11 protein-coding genes are annotated in these 14,855 nt (G+C 76.5%); 9 read left to right on the top strand and 2 right to left on the bottom strand.

Annotated elements, in window-relative coordinates; genetic code table 11:
• The first annotated feature begins 161 nt into the window (after nucleotides 1–161).
• The 5 genes from D7294_RS04455 to D7294_RS04435 all read left to right on the top strand — a co-directional run bounded on the left by D7294_RS04455 (nucleotide 162) and on the right by D7294_RS04435 (nucleotide 5,401).
• Nucleotides 162–944 carry a sirohydrochlorin chelatase gene (locus tag D7294_RS04455; RefSeq protein WP_120675703.1) on the top strand — a complete coding sequence of 261 codons (783 nt, stop codon included), beginning with the start codon at nucleotides 162–164 and terminating at the stop codon, nucleotides 942–944.
• Between the two features lie 15 nt (nucleotides 945–959).
• Nucleotides 960–2,354, top strand: coding sequence for a deoxyguanosinetriphosphate triphosphohydrolase (locus D7294_RS04450; protein ID WP_120675701.1), 1,395 nt, complete (start codon nucleotides 960–962; stop codon nucleotides 2,352–2,354).
• Between the two features lie 97 nt (nucleotides 2,355–2,451).
• Nucleotides 2,452–3,729, top strand: a complete 1,278-nt coding sequence (locus tag D7294_RS04445; RefSeq protein WP_241562099.1) for an NAD(P)/FAD-dependent oxidoreductase — start codon at nucleotides 2,452–2,454, stop codon at nucleotides 3,727–3,729.
• Nucleotides 3,730–3,870: 141 nt separating this feature from the next.
• On the top strand, nucleotides 3,871–4,809 hold the full coding sequence (locus tag D7294_RS04440) for an Acg family FMN-binding oxidoreductase (protein WP_241562098.1): 939 nt from the start codon (nucleotides 3,871–3,873) through the stop codon (nucleotides 4,807–4,809).
• Nucleotides 4,810–4,942: 133 nt separating this feature from the next.
• Nucleotides 4,943–5,401 carry a GNAT family N-acetyltransferase gene (locus D7294_RS04435; protein ID WP_120675697.1) on the top strand — a complete coding sequence of 153 codons (459 nt, stop codon included), beginning with the start codon at nucleotides 4,943–4,945 and terminating at the stop codon, nucleotides 5,399–5,401.
• A 95-nt stretch (nucleotides 5,402–5,496) separates the two neighbouring features.
• Here D7294_RS04435 and D7294_RS04430 read toward each other — a convergent pair whose 3' ends face one another.
• Nucleotides 5,497–5,919 carry a PPOX class F420-dependent oxidoreductase gene (locus D7294_RS04430; protein WP_120675695.1) on the bottom strand — a complete coding sequence of 141 codons (423 nt, stop codon included), beginning with the start codon at nucleotides 5,917–5,919 and terminating at the stop codon, nucleotides 5,497–5,499.
• 173 nt (nucleotides 5,920–6,092) lie between these two features.
• On the opposite strand from D7294_RS04430, the gene dnaG reads away from it, so the two are divergent.
• Nucleotides 6,093–8,045, top strand: a complete 1,953-nt coding sequence (gene dnaG, locus D7294_RS04425) for a DNA primase (RefSeq protein ID WP_120675693.1) — start codon at nucleotides 6,093–6,095, stop codon at nucleotides 8,043–8,045.
• 339 nt (nucleotides 8,046–8,384) lie between these two features.
• Nucleotides 8,385–9,590 (top strand): sigma-70 family RNA polymerase sigma factor, encoded by a 1,206-nt coding sequence (locus tag D7294_RS04420; protein ID WP_422070658.1) that lies wholly within the window; start codon nucleotides 8,385–8,387, stop codon nucleotides 9,588–9,590.
• 199 nt (nucleotides 9,591–9,789) lie between these two features.
• On the opposite strand, the gene D7294_RS04410 is transcribed toward D7294_RS04420, so the two are convergent.
• Nucleotides 9,790–10,506 (bottom strand): polysaccharide deacetylase family protein, encoded by a 717-nt coding sequence (locus D7294_RS04410; RefSeq protein WP_206619460.1) that lies wholly within the window; start codon nucleotides 10,504–10,506, stop codon nucleotides 9,790–9,792.
• A 731-nt stretch (nucleotides 10,507–11,237) separates the two neighbouring features.
• Between D7294_RS04410 and D7294_RS04405 the strand changes: the two genes are divergently transcribed.
• Complete coding sequence (locus D7294_RS04405; protein WP_120675691.1) at nucleotides 11,238–11,441, top strand: hypothetical protein; 204 nt, start codon at nucleotides 11,238–11,240, stop codon at nucleotides 11,439–11,441.
• A gap of 81 nt (nucleotides 11,442–11,522) precedes the next feature.
• Nucleotides 11,523–14,615 carry a lantibiotic dehydratase gene (locus D7294_RS04400; protein ID WP_120675689.1) on the top strand — a complete coding sequence of 1,031 codons (3,093 nt, stop codon included), beginning with the start codon at nucleotides 11,523–11,525 and terminating at the stop codon, nucleotides 14,613–14,615.
• The last annotated feature ends 240 nt before the right edge of the window (nucleotides 14,616–14,855 follow it).

Here is a 14,855-nt window from a genome sequence, read left to right as displayed (position 1 = left end):
GGGACATCGTGCGCGGCGCGTGTTACGGCGGGTGAACGCCGCCGGTTACGCGGCAGGGGCGCCCGCCTCAGCCCGCGCGCGCCCCCGTGGTGAGGAAGGGAGCGGCCAGTGGTGACACCCGCGCAACACGGACGCAACCGCCTTCCCGCACGCTTGGTCGCATGAGCACCACCCGTTCGCCCGCCGCCCCCGCCCTGGTCGCCGTCGCGCACGGCTCGCCGGACCCGCGCGCGCAGCTCGCCGTCCGCTCCCTGACGCGCCTGCTCGCCGCCCTGCGCCCCGGGCTGCGGGTGGAGCTCGGCCACCTGGAGACGGACCGGCCGCTGCTGGCCGACACCCTGGCCAGGCTGCGCGGCGAGGTGGTGCTGGTGCCGCTGCTCTTCGGCCGTGGCTACCACGTCAAGCAGGACATCCCCGCCGCCCTGGCCGGGGCCCCGCACCTGCGCGCCTCGATCGCCGGCTGCCTCGGCCCGCACCCGCTGCTGGCCGCGGCCCTGCACGGCCGGCTCACCGAGGCGGGCTACCGGCCCGGCAGCCCCGTGGTGCTCGCCGCGGCCGGCTCCCGCGACCCGGAGTCGGCCGCGGGCACCGAGCACACCGCGCACCTGCTGTCGGCCCGGCTCGGCGGCGTTCCGGTGCTGCCCGCCTACGCCTCGGCGGCCCGCCCGACCGTGGCCGAGGCGGTGGCGCAGCTGCGGGAGCGGGGGCACCGGCCCGCCGGCATCGCGCTCGCCTCCTGCTTCGTCGCCCCCGGTCTTTTCGCCACCCGCTGCGCCGAGGCGGCCCCCGGCGTGCGGGCGGCCCCGCTCGCCGGCCACCCCGCCCTGGCCAGGCTGCTGCTGCACCGCTACGACCAGGCCAGGGCCGCGGGCGGCCACGCGGGGCGCGCGGCCGGCCGGGACCCTTGGCCGGGCGCCGCCCGGCTGGGCGCGATCGCGGGCTGAGCTACCGTCGGAGGTATGCATCCCGCCGACGTGGGCGCCGCCGGGTACGAGGAGGCCGATGCGGCCCGCTTCGACCCGGAGCCGGACAAGCGGCCGGGCCGCACCGCCTTCCAGCGGGACCGCGCCCGGGTGCAGCACTCCGCGGCCCTGCGCAGGCTGGCCGGCAAGACGCAGGTCGTGACGCCCGACAGCCCGGACGGCGGCCGGGGCGGCGACGGGCGCGACGCGCAGGAGCGGGCCGCGGCCGCCCACCTGTGGGACGCCGCGCCGCGCACCCGGCTCACCCACTCGCTCGAATGCGCCCAGATCGGCCGCGACCTGGGGGCGGCCTTCGGCTGCGACCCCGACGTCGTGGAGGCCGCCTGCCTCGCCCACGACCTCGGCCACCCGCCGTTCGGGCACAACGGCGAGCGGGTGCTCGACAGGATCGCCGCGCCCTGCGGCGGCTTCGAGGCCAACGCCCAGTCGCTGCGCCTGCTCACCCGCCTGGAACCCAAGCGCTTCGGCGCCAGGGACGGGCGCCCCTTCGGCCTGAACCTCACCCGGGCCACCCTGGACGCCGCCACCAAGTACCCCTGGCACCGCGGCGGCCACCCGGCCGGGCCCGCCTCGCCGAAGTTCGGGGTGTACGAGGACGACCTGCCCGTCTTCCGCTGGCTGCGGCAGGACGCGCCCCCCGGCCGCAGGTGCTTCGAGGCCCAGGTCATGGACTGGTCCGACGACGTGGCCTACTCGGTGCACGACGTGGAGGACGGGGTGCACGCCGGGCACCTCGACCCGCGGGTGCTGCTCTCGGAGCCGGAGCGGCGGGAGATCTTCGCCGCCGCGGGCCGCTACGCGCCGCCCGGCACCGACCAGGACGCGCTGGCCGCCGCGCTCGACCGGCTCCTCGACCAGGAGTGGTGGCCGCACGGCTACGACGGCACCGCCCGGGCCCAGGCCAGGCTGAAGGACGCCACCAGCCAGCTGATCGGCCGCTTCTGCCTCTCCGCGGAACGCGCCACCAGGGCGGAGTACGGGCCGGGGCCGCTGCGCCGCTACGCCGCCGAGCTGGTGGTGCCGCTCGCCACCCGGCTCGAATGCGACGTGCTGAAGGCCGTCGCCGACGTGCACGTGATGCAGCGGCCCGACCAGGAGCGGCTGCGCGGCCGGCAGCGGGAGCTGCTCGGCGAGCTCGGCGAGGCCCTGCTCGCCCGCGCCCCCGAGGGCCTGGACGCGCAGTACCGGGAGCTGTTCCTCGCGGCGGGCTCGGACGGGGAGCGGCTGCGGGTGATCGTGGACCAGCTCGCCGCGCTCACCGACGCCTCCGCCCGCTGGCGGCACGCGCGGATGCGCGCCGGGCGCGAGGGGGTGGGCGAGCCGGCGCGCGACGGCCGCGGGGGCCGTACCCGCCCGGCCACGCGCGGCTGACCGGGCACGGCCGCCCTCTTCCCGTAACGCCCCAGGTGGGGCAGGCTCCTTGAGCGTACGGTCAGGTGGATTGCCAATGGCGGTCGGGAGGCAATGCGTGGACGGGGCAAACCGAACTTTTCTGATCATCGGCGGCGGTCTCGCCGGGGCCAAGGCGGCCCAGACGCTCCGGGAGGAGAATTTCACCGGCCGGGTCATACTGGTCGGCGACGAGCACGAGCACCCCTACGAACGCCCCCCGCTCTCCAAGGACTACCTCCTGGGCCGGGCCGAGCGCGGCAGCGTGTACGTGCACGAGCCCGCCTGGTACGCGCACCACCGCATCGAACTGCACCTGGGGCAGCCCGCCGTCTCCATCGACCGCGCGGCGCGCGAGGTCAGGCTCGGCGACGGCGCCCGGCTGCCGTACGACGCGCTGCTGCTGGCCACGGGCGCGGAACCGCGGCGGCTCGGCATCCCGGGCACCGACCTCGCCGGCGTGCACCACCTGCGCCGCCTCGCCCACGCCGACCACCTGCGCGGGGTGCTCACCGGCGGCGTGGGGCCCGACCGGGACGGCGACCCGCTGGTGATCGCGGGCGCGGGCTGGATCGGGCTCGAGGTCGCCGCCGCGGCCAGGACCCTGGGCGTTCCCGTCACGGTGGTGGAGCCCGCGCCCGGGCCGCTGCACCACGTCCTGGGGCCCGAGGCCGGCGAGGTGTTCACGGCCCTGCACCGCGAGCACGGCGTCACCTTCCACTTCGGCACCAGGCTGCGGGCGATCCACGGGCGCGACGGCATGGTGGCCGAGGTGCTCACCGAGGACGGGCGGCGGCTGCCGGCCAGGGCGGTCCTCGCCGCGATCGGCGCCAAGCCGCGCACCTCGCTGGCCGCCGCGGCCGGGCTCGAACTGGCCGGGGAGGGGGACGGCATCGCCGTGGACGCCTCGCTGCGCACCAGCGACCCGCGGATCTTCGCCGCGGGCGACGCCGCCGCGGTGGCGCTGCCGGGGGCTCCGGGCCACCGCCGCGTCGAGCACTGGGCCAACGCCCTCAACTCGGGGCCCGCGGCGGCGCGCGCCATGCTCGGGCAGAAGGTGACCTACGACCGCGTGCCGTACTTCTTCTCCGACCAGTACGACGCCGGCCTTGAGTACTCGGGCTGGGCGCCGCCCGGCACCTACGACCGGGTGGTGTGGCGCGGCAGCCCGCAGGACGTCGCCAAGCGGGAGTTCATCGCGTTCTGGCTGGCCGGGGGCCGGGTGCTGGCGGGCCTGAACATGAACGTGTGGGACGTCACCGGCCCGATTCAGGCGCTGATCCGCTCCGGGCGGCCGGTGGACGAGAAGGCCCTGGCCGACCCCGAGGTGCCGCTGGCCTCCCTCGCCGGCGACTGAGCCGGCCCGCCCCCTCGCCGGGCCGCCCCGGGCCCGGATGCCGCCCCGATTCGCCGGGATTATGCTGAAACGAGCGAAGAGTTCATTTCACCCCAGGCCGCCCCGGAACGGGGCGCCCCGGCGAGTGGGGCGGAGGAGCCAGTGCGCGTCGAGACCCCGGGGACGCGGACCGTGGAAGCCCTGGTGGAGGCCGCCACCGCCGCCCCCTCGCTGCACAACGCCCAGCCCTGGCGGTTCCGTTACCTCAAGGACACCGCCACCTTCGAGCTGAGGGCCGCCCTGGACCACGCCCTGCCGCACTCGGACCCGGACGGCAGGGCGCTGCACCTGGGCTGCGGGGCGGCCCTCTTCAACCTGCGGGTGGCCGCCACCCACGCCTCCTGGCGCCCGGTGACCGTGCTGCTGCCCGACCGCTACGACCCGCGGCTGCTGGCCACCGTCCGGCTGGAGCGCCCGGCGGGCCCCGCCGACCCCGGCGCGGGCCTGGCCGGGCTCCACCCGGCGATCCACCGGCGCCGCACCAGCCGCCTCCCGTTCGACGACGAGCGGGTGCCCGACCCGGTGCGCGCCACGCTGCGGGAGGCCGCGGAAGCGGAGGGCGCCCAGCTGCACTTCCCCTCGGGCTGGCACGTGCAGACGGTGCTCGACCTGATCCGCGACGCCGAGGGCCGCGACCTGGCGGACCCGGGCCGGACGGCGGAGCTGCACCGCTGGAGCGAGGACGCACCGGGCGGCGCCTCCGCCCGCGACTTCGCCGGCCGGCCGGTGCCTGCCAGGCCGCACGGCGGCGGGGAGTTCGAGGAGCTGCCGCAGCTCGCGCTGCTCGGCACCCGGGAGGACCGGCCGGCGGACTGGCTGCGGGCGGGCCAGGCGATGGAGCGGGTCCTGCTGGTGGCCACGGGGCACCACCTGTCCACCGCCCTCAGCTCCGAGGCCCTGGACTGGTCGGATCTGCGCTGGACGGTCCGCGACCCGCTCTCCTCGATGGGCCAGGTGCACGTCGTCCTCCGCGTCGGCTACGGCCCGCCCGTCCCCGCCACCCCCCGCCGCCCGGTCTCGCAGGTGCTGCGCGTCGAGTGAGCGGCCGGGCCCCCGAAGGCCGCGGCTGGGCGGGGCGCCGGGCCGCCCCGGACTCCGGGCCGCCCCGGACTCCGGGCCGCGCCGGGCCCCGGGCCGCGCCGGGGCCCGGCGCGGGGGCGCTTAGGCTGGCGGCATGCCGATCAGAACCGCCGTCGTCCCCCTGTCCGAGATATACGAGCTGCGCTGGGCGGTGCTGCGCCCGGGACTGCCGCGCGAGTCCGCCGAGTTCGCCGAGGACGGCGGCCCGCACACCTTCCACCTGGCCGCGTACGAGGGCGAGGAGCCTGCGGTGCTCGGCTGCATCACCGTCTTCCCCGACCCCTTCCCCGCCCCGCACCCGCTGTCCGCCGCCGCCTTCCGCTTCCGCGGGATGGCCAGCGCCCCCGAGGTCCGCGGCCGGGGCTACGGCGCCGCGGTGCTCGCCGCCGCCACCCGGGAGTCCGCCGCCCGCGGCGCGCGGCTGCTGTGGTGCAACGGCCGCACCGAGGCCACCGGCTTCTACAAGAGCCAGGGCTTCTCCGTGGTCGGCGAGGAGTTCGTCATCGAGGGCGTCGGCCCGCACCTCGTCTTCTCCCGCGAGATCCAGGGCTGAACCGGGGCCGGCCCGGGGGCAGGTCCGGGCGGAAAGGCCCGGGCGCGGCCGGCCCGCGGGGAGGGCGGGGCCCGGCCCGCCGGGGGCCTTCGGGCTCAGCTCGCGGCCTGCCCCGAGTCGCGCAGCGCGCCCCAGGCGTGCCAGCGCTCGATCTCCAGCCACGCGCTGACCCGCCCGCGCCGCCGCTCGGGATAGGGCTTGCCCGTGTAGTGCCGGGAGAGCCGGTCGATGTCGGCGAGGTCCTCGTCGCTGCGGATCTCCGCGACCCGCCCGATGAGGCTGACGTGCGTGTACCAGTCCTGGCCGTCGAGAACGGTGAGCGTCACCCGCGGGTCGTTGCGCAGGTGGTCCAGGCGGCGGCGCCCCTCGTCCATGTTGACCAGCACCCGGCCCTCCTCCCACAGGTACCAGGTGGCGGTGGAGACGGGCGTTCCGTCGGAGCGGAGCGTGGCGATCACGCAGGGGTTGGGGCGGCGCAGCAGGTCGACGGCCTCGGGCGGCAGCGGCGGCTTGGGCACGGGGAACTCCTCCGGTTCTTCATGCGGGCGCAGCGGCCCGCCCCACGCGGGGGCGCGCCGCGGGGTGCGACGGCACCGGGGCGCCGCCGGTCCCCCTTACGCTACGGCCCCGGGCCGCCGTCCGCCGCCCGGCAGGCCGGAGCGCTGTCGGCGGCCGGTCGTAGACTTCCGGTGTGGCGGGCAGGATCAACGACGAGGACGTGCGGGCGGTCAGGGACGCGGTCCCGATCGACTCCGTCGTGTCCGAGTACCTGCAGCTGCGCCCCGCCGGCGGGGGGAATCTGAAGGGCCTGTGCCCCTTCCACGACGAGAAGTCCCCCTCGTTCCAGGTGAGTCCGAGCAAGGGCCTCTACCACTGCTTCGGCTGCCAGGAGGGCGGGGACACCCTCAGCTTCGTGATGAAGATCGAGCACCTCTCCTTCTCCGAGGCCGTCGAGCGGCTGGCCGCCCAGGCCGGCATCACGCTGCGGTACGAGCGCGGCGGGTACAGCCCCGGGCGGCAGCAGGGCGAGCGGACCCGCCTGCTGGAGGCCCACAAGGCGGCGGCCGGGTTCTACGCCGAGCAGTTGCACACGGAGGAGGCCGCCACGGGGCGCCGCTTCCTCGCGGAGCGGGGCTTCGACGCGGCCGCCGCCGAGCGCTTCGGCGTCGGCTACGCCCCGGCCGGCTGGGACCACCTGGTGCGCTTCCTGCGCGGCCGCGGCTTCACCGACCGCGAGTTGCTCCAGTCCGGCATCGCGCAGGACGGGCGGCGCGGCCCCATCGACCGCTTCCGCGGGCGGCTGATCTGGCCGATCAGGGACATCACGGGCGAGGTCGTCGGCTTCGGCGCCCGCCGGCTCCGCGAGGACGACACCGGCCCGAAGTACCTGAACACGCCGGAGACCCCGATCTACCGCAAGTCCCAGGTGCTGTACGGGATCGACCTGGCCAAGCGGGACATCGCCAACGCCAACCAGGCGGTGGTCGTGGAGGGGTACACCGACGTCATGGCCTGCCACCTGGCCGGGGTCACCACCGCGATCGCGACCTGCGGCACGGCGTTCGGCGAGGAGCACGTCAAGATCCTGCGGCGCCTGCTGATGGACAGCTCCACCTCGCACAGCGCGGGCGAGGTGGTGTTCACCTTCGACGGGGACGCGGCCGGGCAGAAGGCGGCGCTGCGGGCCTTCGAGGACGACCAGAAGTTCGCCGCCCGCACCTTCATCGCGATCTCGCCCGGCGGCATGGACCCCTGCGAGCTGCGGCTCGACCAGGGCGACGAGGCGGTGCGGAAGCTGATCGAGTCCCGCACGCCGCTCTTCGAGTTCGCGATCAGGTCCGTCGTCAGCCGGCACAACCTGGACACGGCGGAGGGGCGTTCCTCCGCGCTGGAGTTCGCGGCGCCCATCGTGGCGCAGATCAAGGACGGGGCCATCCGGCACGAGTACGCGGTGCGGCTGGCCGGCCTGCTCGGCATCCAGGACGAGCGGTTCGTGGTGCGGCGCATCGGGCAGATCGCGCGCTGGGGCCGCGAGCGCCGGAGCGGGGGTGCCGCGCCGGGCGCCCCCGCCCCCGCCGAGCGCCGGGAGCGCGCGGCGGGCGGCCAGGTCGCGCCTGCCGCGCCCCAGGCCCCGCCGCCACGCCGCGGCGGCCCCCCGCTGAACCTGCGCAGCCCCGCCTACCTGGAGGAGCGCGAGCTGCTGAAGCTCGCCCTCCAGTTCCCGCAGCTGGTCGCGCCCGCCTTCGACGCCTACGGCGAGGACGAGTTCACCGCCCCGCCCTACGCGGTGGTGCGCCAGGCCGTCAGGGAGGCGGGCGGCGTCTCCTCGGCGGACGAGGAGTTCCTCGACCGGGTGCGCGAGGCCGCCCCCGACGACACCGTCCGCACCCTGATCACGGAGCTGGCCGTCGAGCCGCTGAACATGCCGCGCCGCCGCCGCGCCGAGACCGACGTGTACGCCGGCAAGCGGCTGGTGCAGGTCAGGCTCGCGGCCGTGGACCGGCGGATCGGCGATCTCGAATCCGCCGCCAGGCGGGCCGAGGCCCAGGCGGGCAACGCGGAGGCCGCCGCGGTCCGCCAGGAGCTGTGGACGCTGGAGCAGTACCGCACCGCCCTCAGGGAGCGCGGAGTCGCCGCCCTCTGACGCTCCGTCAACGGTGCACACGGCACGATAGCGGATCGTTCCCGCGGGGTAACTACTCAGAGCGAAAGTCCTCGCACGCCCCTCGTGGCGGGAGTGTGCCCTGGCGCACACTGGGAGCGAGCCGCTCCTCCCCTCCCACCCGCCGTTCGCCTCAACCCGCCCCTTATCCGCCCGACTTGACCGGTTTTCCACGGAAATCGGCGACGCGCCACCCGCCGTTCGACAGGCCCGCAACCGCATTTCGACACTCCTTCGACAGCGCTTCGCAAACCTTCGACAGCCTCGACGCCCCCCTCGACGCCCCCACGACGCCCCTTCGGCAGCTCTCCCGCGGCTGTTCTGCGGCTCCCGGCCGGCCCGCACCGCCCCGACCGCAGGCGCACCGCACGCACACCGCACGCGCACCGCACGGCCCGCTCGCTCCCCCGCGCCACCGGGACGGGCGGGCCCCAGGCGCCGGACCTCCCGGCGCCGCCCCGCCTCCCCGCCGCCCACCCCCACGCCGACCGCTCACCGCCGCCGCGATCAACGGAGGTCGCCCCCGTGCAGACCCAGACGCTCACCACCCAGGCGCCGCCCGAGCCCGAGCTTCCCGGCCCCGAGCCCGAGGCGATCCCGAGGCAGGACGGCGGTGGCGGCTCCGGTGACCTCTTCCGGCAGTACCTGCGGGAGATCGGCCGCATCCAGCTGCTGACGGCCGCCGACGAGGTGGAACTCGCCCGCCGGATCGAGGCGGGGCTCTTCGCGGAGGAGCGCCTGCTCACCGACCCCGGCCTCGACGAGCACCTGGCCTTGGACCTGGACCGCCTCGTGGTGCTCGGGCGGCTGGCCAAGCGGCAGCTGATCGAGGCCAACCTGCGGCTGGTCGTCTCCGTCGCCAAGCGGTACATCGGGCGCGGCCTGACCATGCTCGACCTGGTGCAGGAGGGCAACCTCGGCCTCATCAGGGCGGTCGAGAAGTTCGACTACACGCGCGGCTTCAAGTTCTCGACGTACGCGACCTGGTGGATCAGACAGGCGATGTCCCGCGCCATCGCCGACCAGGCCCGCACCATCCGGGTGCCGGTGCACGTCGTCGAGCTGATCAACCGCGTCATCCGGGTGCAGCGCCGCGTGCTCCAGGAGCGCGGCTACGAGCCCTCGTCCGAGGAGGTCGCCACCCTCCTCGACCTCACCCCGGCCCGGGTGAGCGAGATCCTGCGCCTGGCCCAGGACCCGGTCTCCCTGCAGGCCCCGATCGGCGAGGAGGACGACGTGAACCTCGGCGACCTCATCGAGGACGCCGACGTGCCCTCCCCCGCCGAGTCGGCCGCCTTCCTGCTGCTGCGCGAGCAGTTGGAGGCCGTGCTCTCCACCCTCGGCGACCGCGAACGGCGCGTGGTCGAGCTGCGTTACGGCCTCGTCGACGGCCGCCCCAGGACCCTGGAGGAGATCGGCCGCCTCTTCGGCGTCACCCGCGAGCGCATCCGGCAGATCGAGCACAAGACCCTGGGCAAGCTGCGCGACCACGCCTACGCCGAACAACTCCGCGGCTACCTCGACTGAATCCGGCCGCCCGCCCGGCCGCCGCGGCCCGCCCGGCCCGCCAGCGCGGCTCGCCCGCCCGCGCGGCCCGCCCGGGCCTCCGGGCCGGACGCGGGCCGGGGAGGGGCCCCGGCCCGCGCCGCTCTTCCCGTGGCACCTCCCGCCGGCGCCCCGGCCCGGGTGGTGCCCCGGGGCCGGTGGGCGCCTTGGGGGGCGCAGGTCAGGGGGCCGTCACCACGGGCTGCATGTTGGCGCCGCTGACGATCCTGCCGGGGCACAGGCCGCGGGAGGCGAGTCCGCTGAGGATCTGCGGCACCGCCGCGACCGTGGTCTGGTAGCCGCCGTCGTGCATGAGGATGATGCTGCCGTTCTGCATCCTGGACGCCGCCTGGACGATCTGCGCGGTGCTGGCGCCGTTCCAGTCCTGGGAGTCGACGTTCCACAGCACCTCGGCGGTCAGGCCGAGTCGCTGCGCGTCGCTGCGCACCTGGGCGCTGGTCTCGCCGTAGGGCGGGCGGAAGAGCGTGGGGGTCTGCCCGGTGATCTGCTGGATGACGTTCTGGGTCTGGGCGATCTCGTTGTAGGCGTTCGGCTCGCCGATCTGGGTCAGGTGCGGGTGGCTCCAGGTGTGGTTGCCGATCCACATGCCCGCGGAGACCTCGGCCCGCAGCAGGTCGGGGTACTGCTGGGCGTGCTGGCCCCAGATGAAGAACGTCGCCCGCGCGCCGCCCGCCTGGAGCGCGTTGAGCAGGGCGTAGGTGGAGGAGGGGTTGGGTCCGTCGTCGTAGGTGAGGCCGACGTAGCCGTTGGGGCAGCTGGCGAAGGGGCGGTCCCCTCGCGTCTGCGGCCCGTCGGCGGAGGCGGCGGTGGCCGCGCCGGCGACGAGCAGCAACGCCGCCGCGAGGGCGGCCGTGGTCGCCCTGAGCTTCCTGAACACGTCGTGTGCCCCTTTCTCTCAAGTTTCTCTCGAGGCTTTCGAGTTCTCTCGGGTTCTCTCGGGTTCTCTCGGGTTCTCTCGAGTTTTTTCGAACTGTGGGGGGTGAAGAGGGGGCTCGCGTCCTGCGGAGGTCCGCGGGGCGCGATCGGGCGGCGCGGGTGGCCGGGGCCGCGCGGGGCGGCCGGCGGGAGGCCGGCCGCGGATCGCGGCCCCGGTGCGCCGCGGCGGACGGAGGCCGCGGCGCCTCCCCCGCCGGCCGCCGGGTGGCGGGGCGGGTGCCCCGCGGCGCGCTCCTGGTGGGGGTGGGGGGTGGCGCATGGCCCGTCCTTCGGTGGGTACGGCCGCCGGGCAGTGCCCTAGCAAGGTCTCACGCCACGCGCCCCGGCCTCATCAGACGGCCGTCGGAACTCACGGCCCCGGTCCCCGACAGCTGTCTGCGCCCCCGGCCACGGCTCCGTGCGCGGGCCGGCGGCCCGCCGGGCATCGCGGCGGCGGGCGTTCCGCGGCCGGCGCGCCCGGCGTTCCCCACTCGCCCGGCTTGCACCCATCTTGACGTGTCCACACCGACCCCCTGAGCATGGGTGGGTTCACTGTCCAGGGCGGTGGCCGGGGGAACGCCCGTGCGCATCCGCCGCCGGGGCACGGTGTCGTGACGGTACGTCAGGCGCGCCACCCCAACCCCCCTCGCCCGCGCGCCCGAAGAATCCGTCCGGCATCCAGGGAGACGCATCATGAGCACATCCGTCCTGCTCGACGACACCGGCGCCACGCTCGACCCAGCGGACCTGGACCTCGACGTCCAGGTGGCCGGGATCAGCCCGGACGCGGTCTTCGGCGCCACGCCCGCAGGCGACGCCAACGCCCGGGTCACCGAGGGTTCGACCTCGCCCAGCACCTACGGCGTCCAGTCGCGCTGCCCGGTGTGTTGCTGCTGACCGGCGACCGCGCGGGGCAGGGCCTGGTGCCCTGCCCCGCTCCGTGCACGGCGGCGCAGAAACCGAGGAGGGCCAGAGCGCGTGCGGGACGACACCTACGACCTGGCGGGTCCGCTGCACGTCAGGATGGCGGCCGTGCCCCGGCCGCCCTCGGCGGACGGCCACGGCGGCCCCGGAATCGACGACATCAGGCGCGCCCTGGCCGATCCGCTGCTGCACGAGGCGATCGAGCTGGCCTCCGGCAGCCTCTCGGCCCACCTCGACCGCCTGGCGGCCGGGGAGGAGCTGAGCGCCAAACGCCTGGCCGGCATCGCCCGTTCCGTCAGCCGCTACGCCCTGCGCAGACAGGCGCGGCCGACGCCGTTCGGCCTGTTCGCCGGGGTCGCCACCGCGCGGATCGCCCCGCGCACCGCGGTCGCCGTCCGCGGCCCCGGCCCCAAGTCCGTGCGGCTGGACGCCGCCTGGCTGGCGGAGCGGGTGCGCGGCTGGCTGGAGTCCCCCGAGGTACGCCGGCGGGTGAGCGTGGTGTGGAACAACCTGTGCCGTACCCGGGGCCTGCGCCTGGTCCTGCCGGGTCCCAAGGGCGAGGTCTCGGTCCGGCGGAACGCGCTGACCTCCTGGGCCGCGGCCGAGGCGGAGCGCCCGGTGCCGTACGCCTGGCTGCTGAAGCAGGCCGCCGCCGCCTTTCCCACGCTGGCCGAGGAGCGCGCCGACGCCCTGCTGGCAGAGCTGATCAGGCACGGTTTCCTGCTCACCTCCCTCGCGGCGCCGCGCATCGACGCCGCGCTGCTCGACCACGTCGAGGCCGCCGTCGAGCCGCTGCCGGGGGCGGCGGCGCACCTGCGGGCGGTGCGCGCGGCGATGGAGACCTACGCCTCCGCGCCGCCGGGACAGGGCCTGGCGGCCTGGCGCGCGCTGCTGCGCACGGTCGAGCCGAAGGGGCGGCCGGAGCAGCCCCCGGTGCAGGTCGACCTGCGGATGGACGCCGAGGTGCGGCTGGCGCCCGCGGTCGCGGAGGAGGCCAGGCGCTACGCCTGCGCGATGTGGGACCTCTCCCAGGAGTGGGTCGTCGCCACCCACATGCGCGAGTACCACACGCGTTTCCTCGAACGGTACGGGACGGAAGCGGCCGTCCCGCTGGCCGAGTTGACCGACCCGCACCGCGGCCTCGGCTTCCCCGCGAGCTACGCCGACCGCTCCCCCGAGGGGCCCGCGCGCCCCACGGTGCTCGGCGCCGACGAGGAGGCCAGGGAACGCCGGGCGCTGACGGCCGAGCTGGTGCAGGAGGCGCTGCTCGGCGAGGAGCGCGAACTGCGCCTCACCCCCGCGCTGATCGACCGGCTCGCCCCGTCGCCCGGGGAGGTGCCCGCCGAGCCGCCGCGGTCGCTCGAACTGTGCCTGCAACTGCTGGCCGAGAGCCCCGCCGCCGTGGACCGCGGCGACTTCCGCCTGCTGGCCTCGCGGCACCTGGGCTCCTGGGTGGCCGGCGCCACCGCGGGCCGCTTCGCCGACCAGCTCGGCATCGGCGCCGAACTGGCCCGGCTGGCCGGCGGCCTCGCCGACCGGGACACCCTCGCCGCCCAGGTCGCCTTCCGCCCGCACACCCCGCGGGCCATGAACATGACGCAGGTCCCGGCGCTGCTGCCCCACCAGCTGCCCCTGGGCACCTACGCGGACCCGGCCGCCCCCGGTCACCTCGACTGGCGCCGGCTGCTGGTCGGCGCCGACGCGTCGGGGCTGCACCTCACCGACCCGGACAGCGGCCGCCGGGTGCTGCCCGTCGTGCCGCACATGGTCGCCCTGCACCGCGAGGCCCCCGAGGTGGCCAGGTTCCTCGTCGACTGCGTCTTCGGGCGTTCCCGGGCCTGGACCGGCTGGGAGTGGCACGGCCTGGAGAGCCTCCCGCTCCTGCCGCGCCTCACGTTCGGCCGGGTGGTCGTGCAGCCCATGCGCTGGGTGGCGACCGGCGCGCTGCGCCGGGCCGCCCGGGACCCCGCCGCGTGGGAGGGGGCGCTCGGGGACTGGCGCGGCCGGTACCGGGTGCCCGACCGGCTGCTCGTCGTCCACTGGGACCGCACCTACGGCCTCGACCTGGCCGATGCCTGGCACCGCGAGCTGCTGCGCCAGGAGGTGCGGCGCAGCAAGCCGCTGCTGTTCGAGGACCTGGCGGCGGACGGGCGGGCGCTGGGCTGGGCGGGGGGCCACAGCACCGAGGTGGTGATCCCGCTGCGGCGCCGCGCCCGCCGGGTCCCGCCCGCCCCGCGGGTCCCCGCCGCGGCGCCCGCCCCCTCGGCCCCGCCCGTACCGGCGCGGCCCTCGGTCACCCCGGCCCGCGCCTACCGGCTGCCGGGGGAGGACTGGCTGTTCGCGAAGCTGTACGCCGCCGAGGACACCCTGGACGAGCTGCTGCGCGACCACCTTCCCGCGCTGCTGCGGCCCCTGGCCCCGCAGCTGGACCGCTGGTTCTTCATCCGCTACCGCGATCCCGACCCCCACCTGCGGCTGCGGCTGCACGGCGAGCCGGAGGCGCTCCGCGGCACCGTACTGCCGCAACTGACGGCGCAGGTACGGCAGTTGATCGACCTCGGGGTGCTGCGCCACCTCGTGCTCGACACCTACGCGCCCGAGGTCGACCGCTACGGCGGGCCCGGGGCCATCGCCCTCGCCGAGGAGCTGTTCTGCGCCGACAGCCAGTCCGCCCTCACCCAGCTCGGCCTGCGCGCCCGCGGCGCGCTCGACCTGCCCACGGAGGTGCTTGCCGCCCTCAACCACGCGGTGCTGCTGGAGTCGCTCGGCGGCTGGGACTGGTGCGGCTGGGTGACCAGGAGCTTCCCGCAGGGAGGCGAGCCGTACCGGCGGCACCGCGCCCTCGTGCGGGACCTCCTCGTGCCGGGCCGGGCGGCCGCCGTCTTCGCCGACCGGTTCTCCTGCGCCCCGCTCGCCCGGCTGTGGGCCCGCGCCCCGGGCGCCGCGTACGGCGGGCTCCTGCTGCCGGGGGGCCGCCCCGACCCGGCCGGGGCGCGGTCGATCCTCGCGCTGCTGCACATGCAGCACAACCGGCTGCTCGGCATCGACCGCGCCCACGAGGGCCGCGGCTACGCCGTTCTCGGCGGCTTCGCCCGCGACCGTCTGGGCCGGCAGGCCGCCGCCGCCCGCAGCGCACAGGAGGTCTGAGATGCCCAGGTCCCGCCCCGCGCGCCCCGACTCCGCGCCCCCGCACGCCGCGCGCTCCCCCGCCCCGCTCCCCGAGCCCACGCGCCCCGAGCCCGGCGCTGAGCCCGCGCGCCCGGAGCCCGGCCCCGCGCCCGCGCGCCCCGGCGCCGCCGGGCCAGGTCCGGACGTTTCCCCTCCGGCGGCGTCCCCTCCCGCCGCGCCGCCTCCCGCGGCGTCTCCTTCGTCCGCGCCTTCGCCCGG

Origin of the sequence: Streptomyces hoynatensis (genome assembly GCF_003626535.1) — a bacterium.
Lineage (GTDB): Bacteria > Actinomycetota > Actinomycetes > Streptomycetales > Streptomycetaceae > Streptomyces > Streptomyces hoynatensis.
Note: the sequence above shows the minus strand (reverse complement) of the source record. Positions and strands in the feature narration are given on the sequence as shown.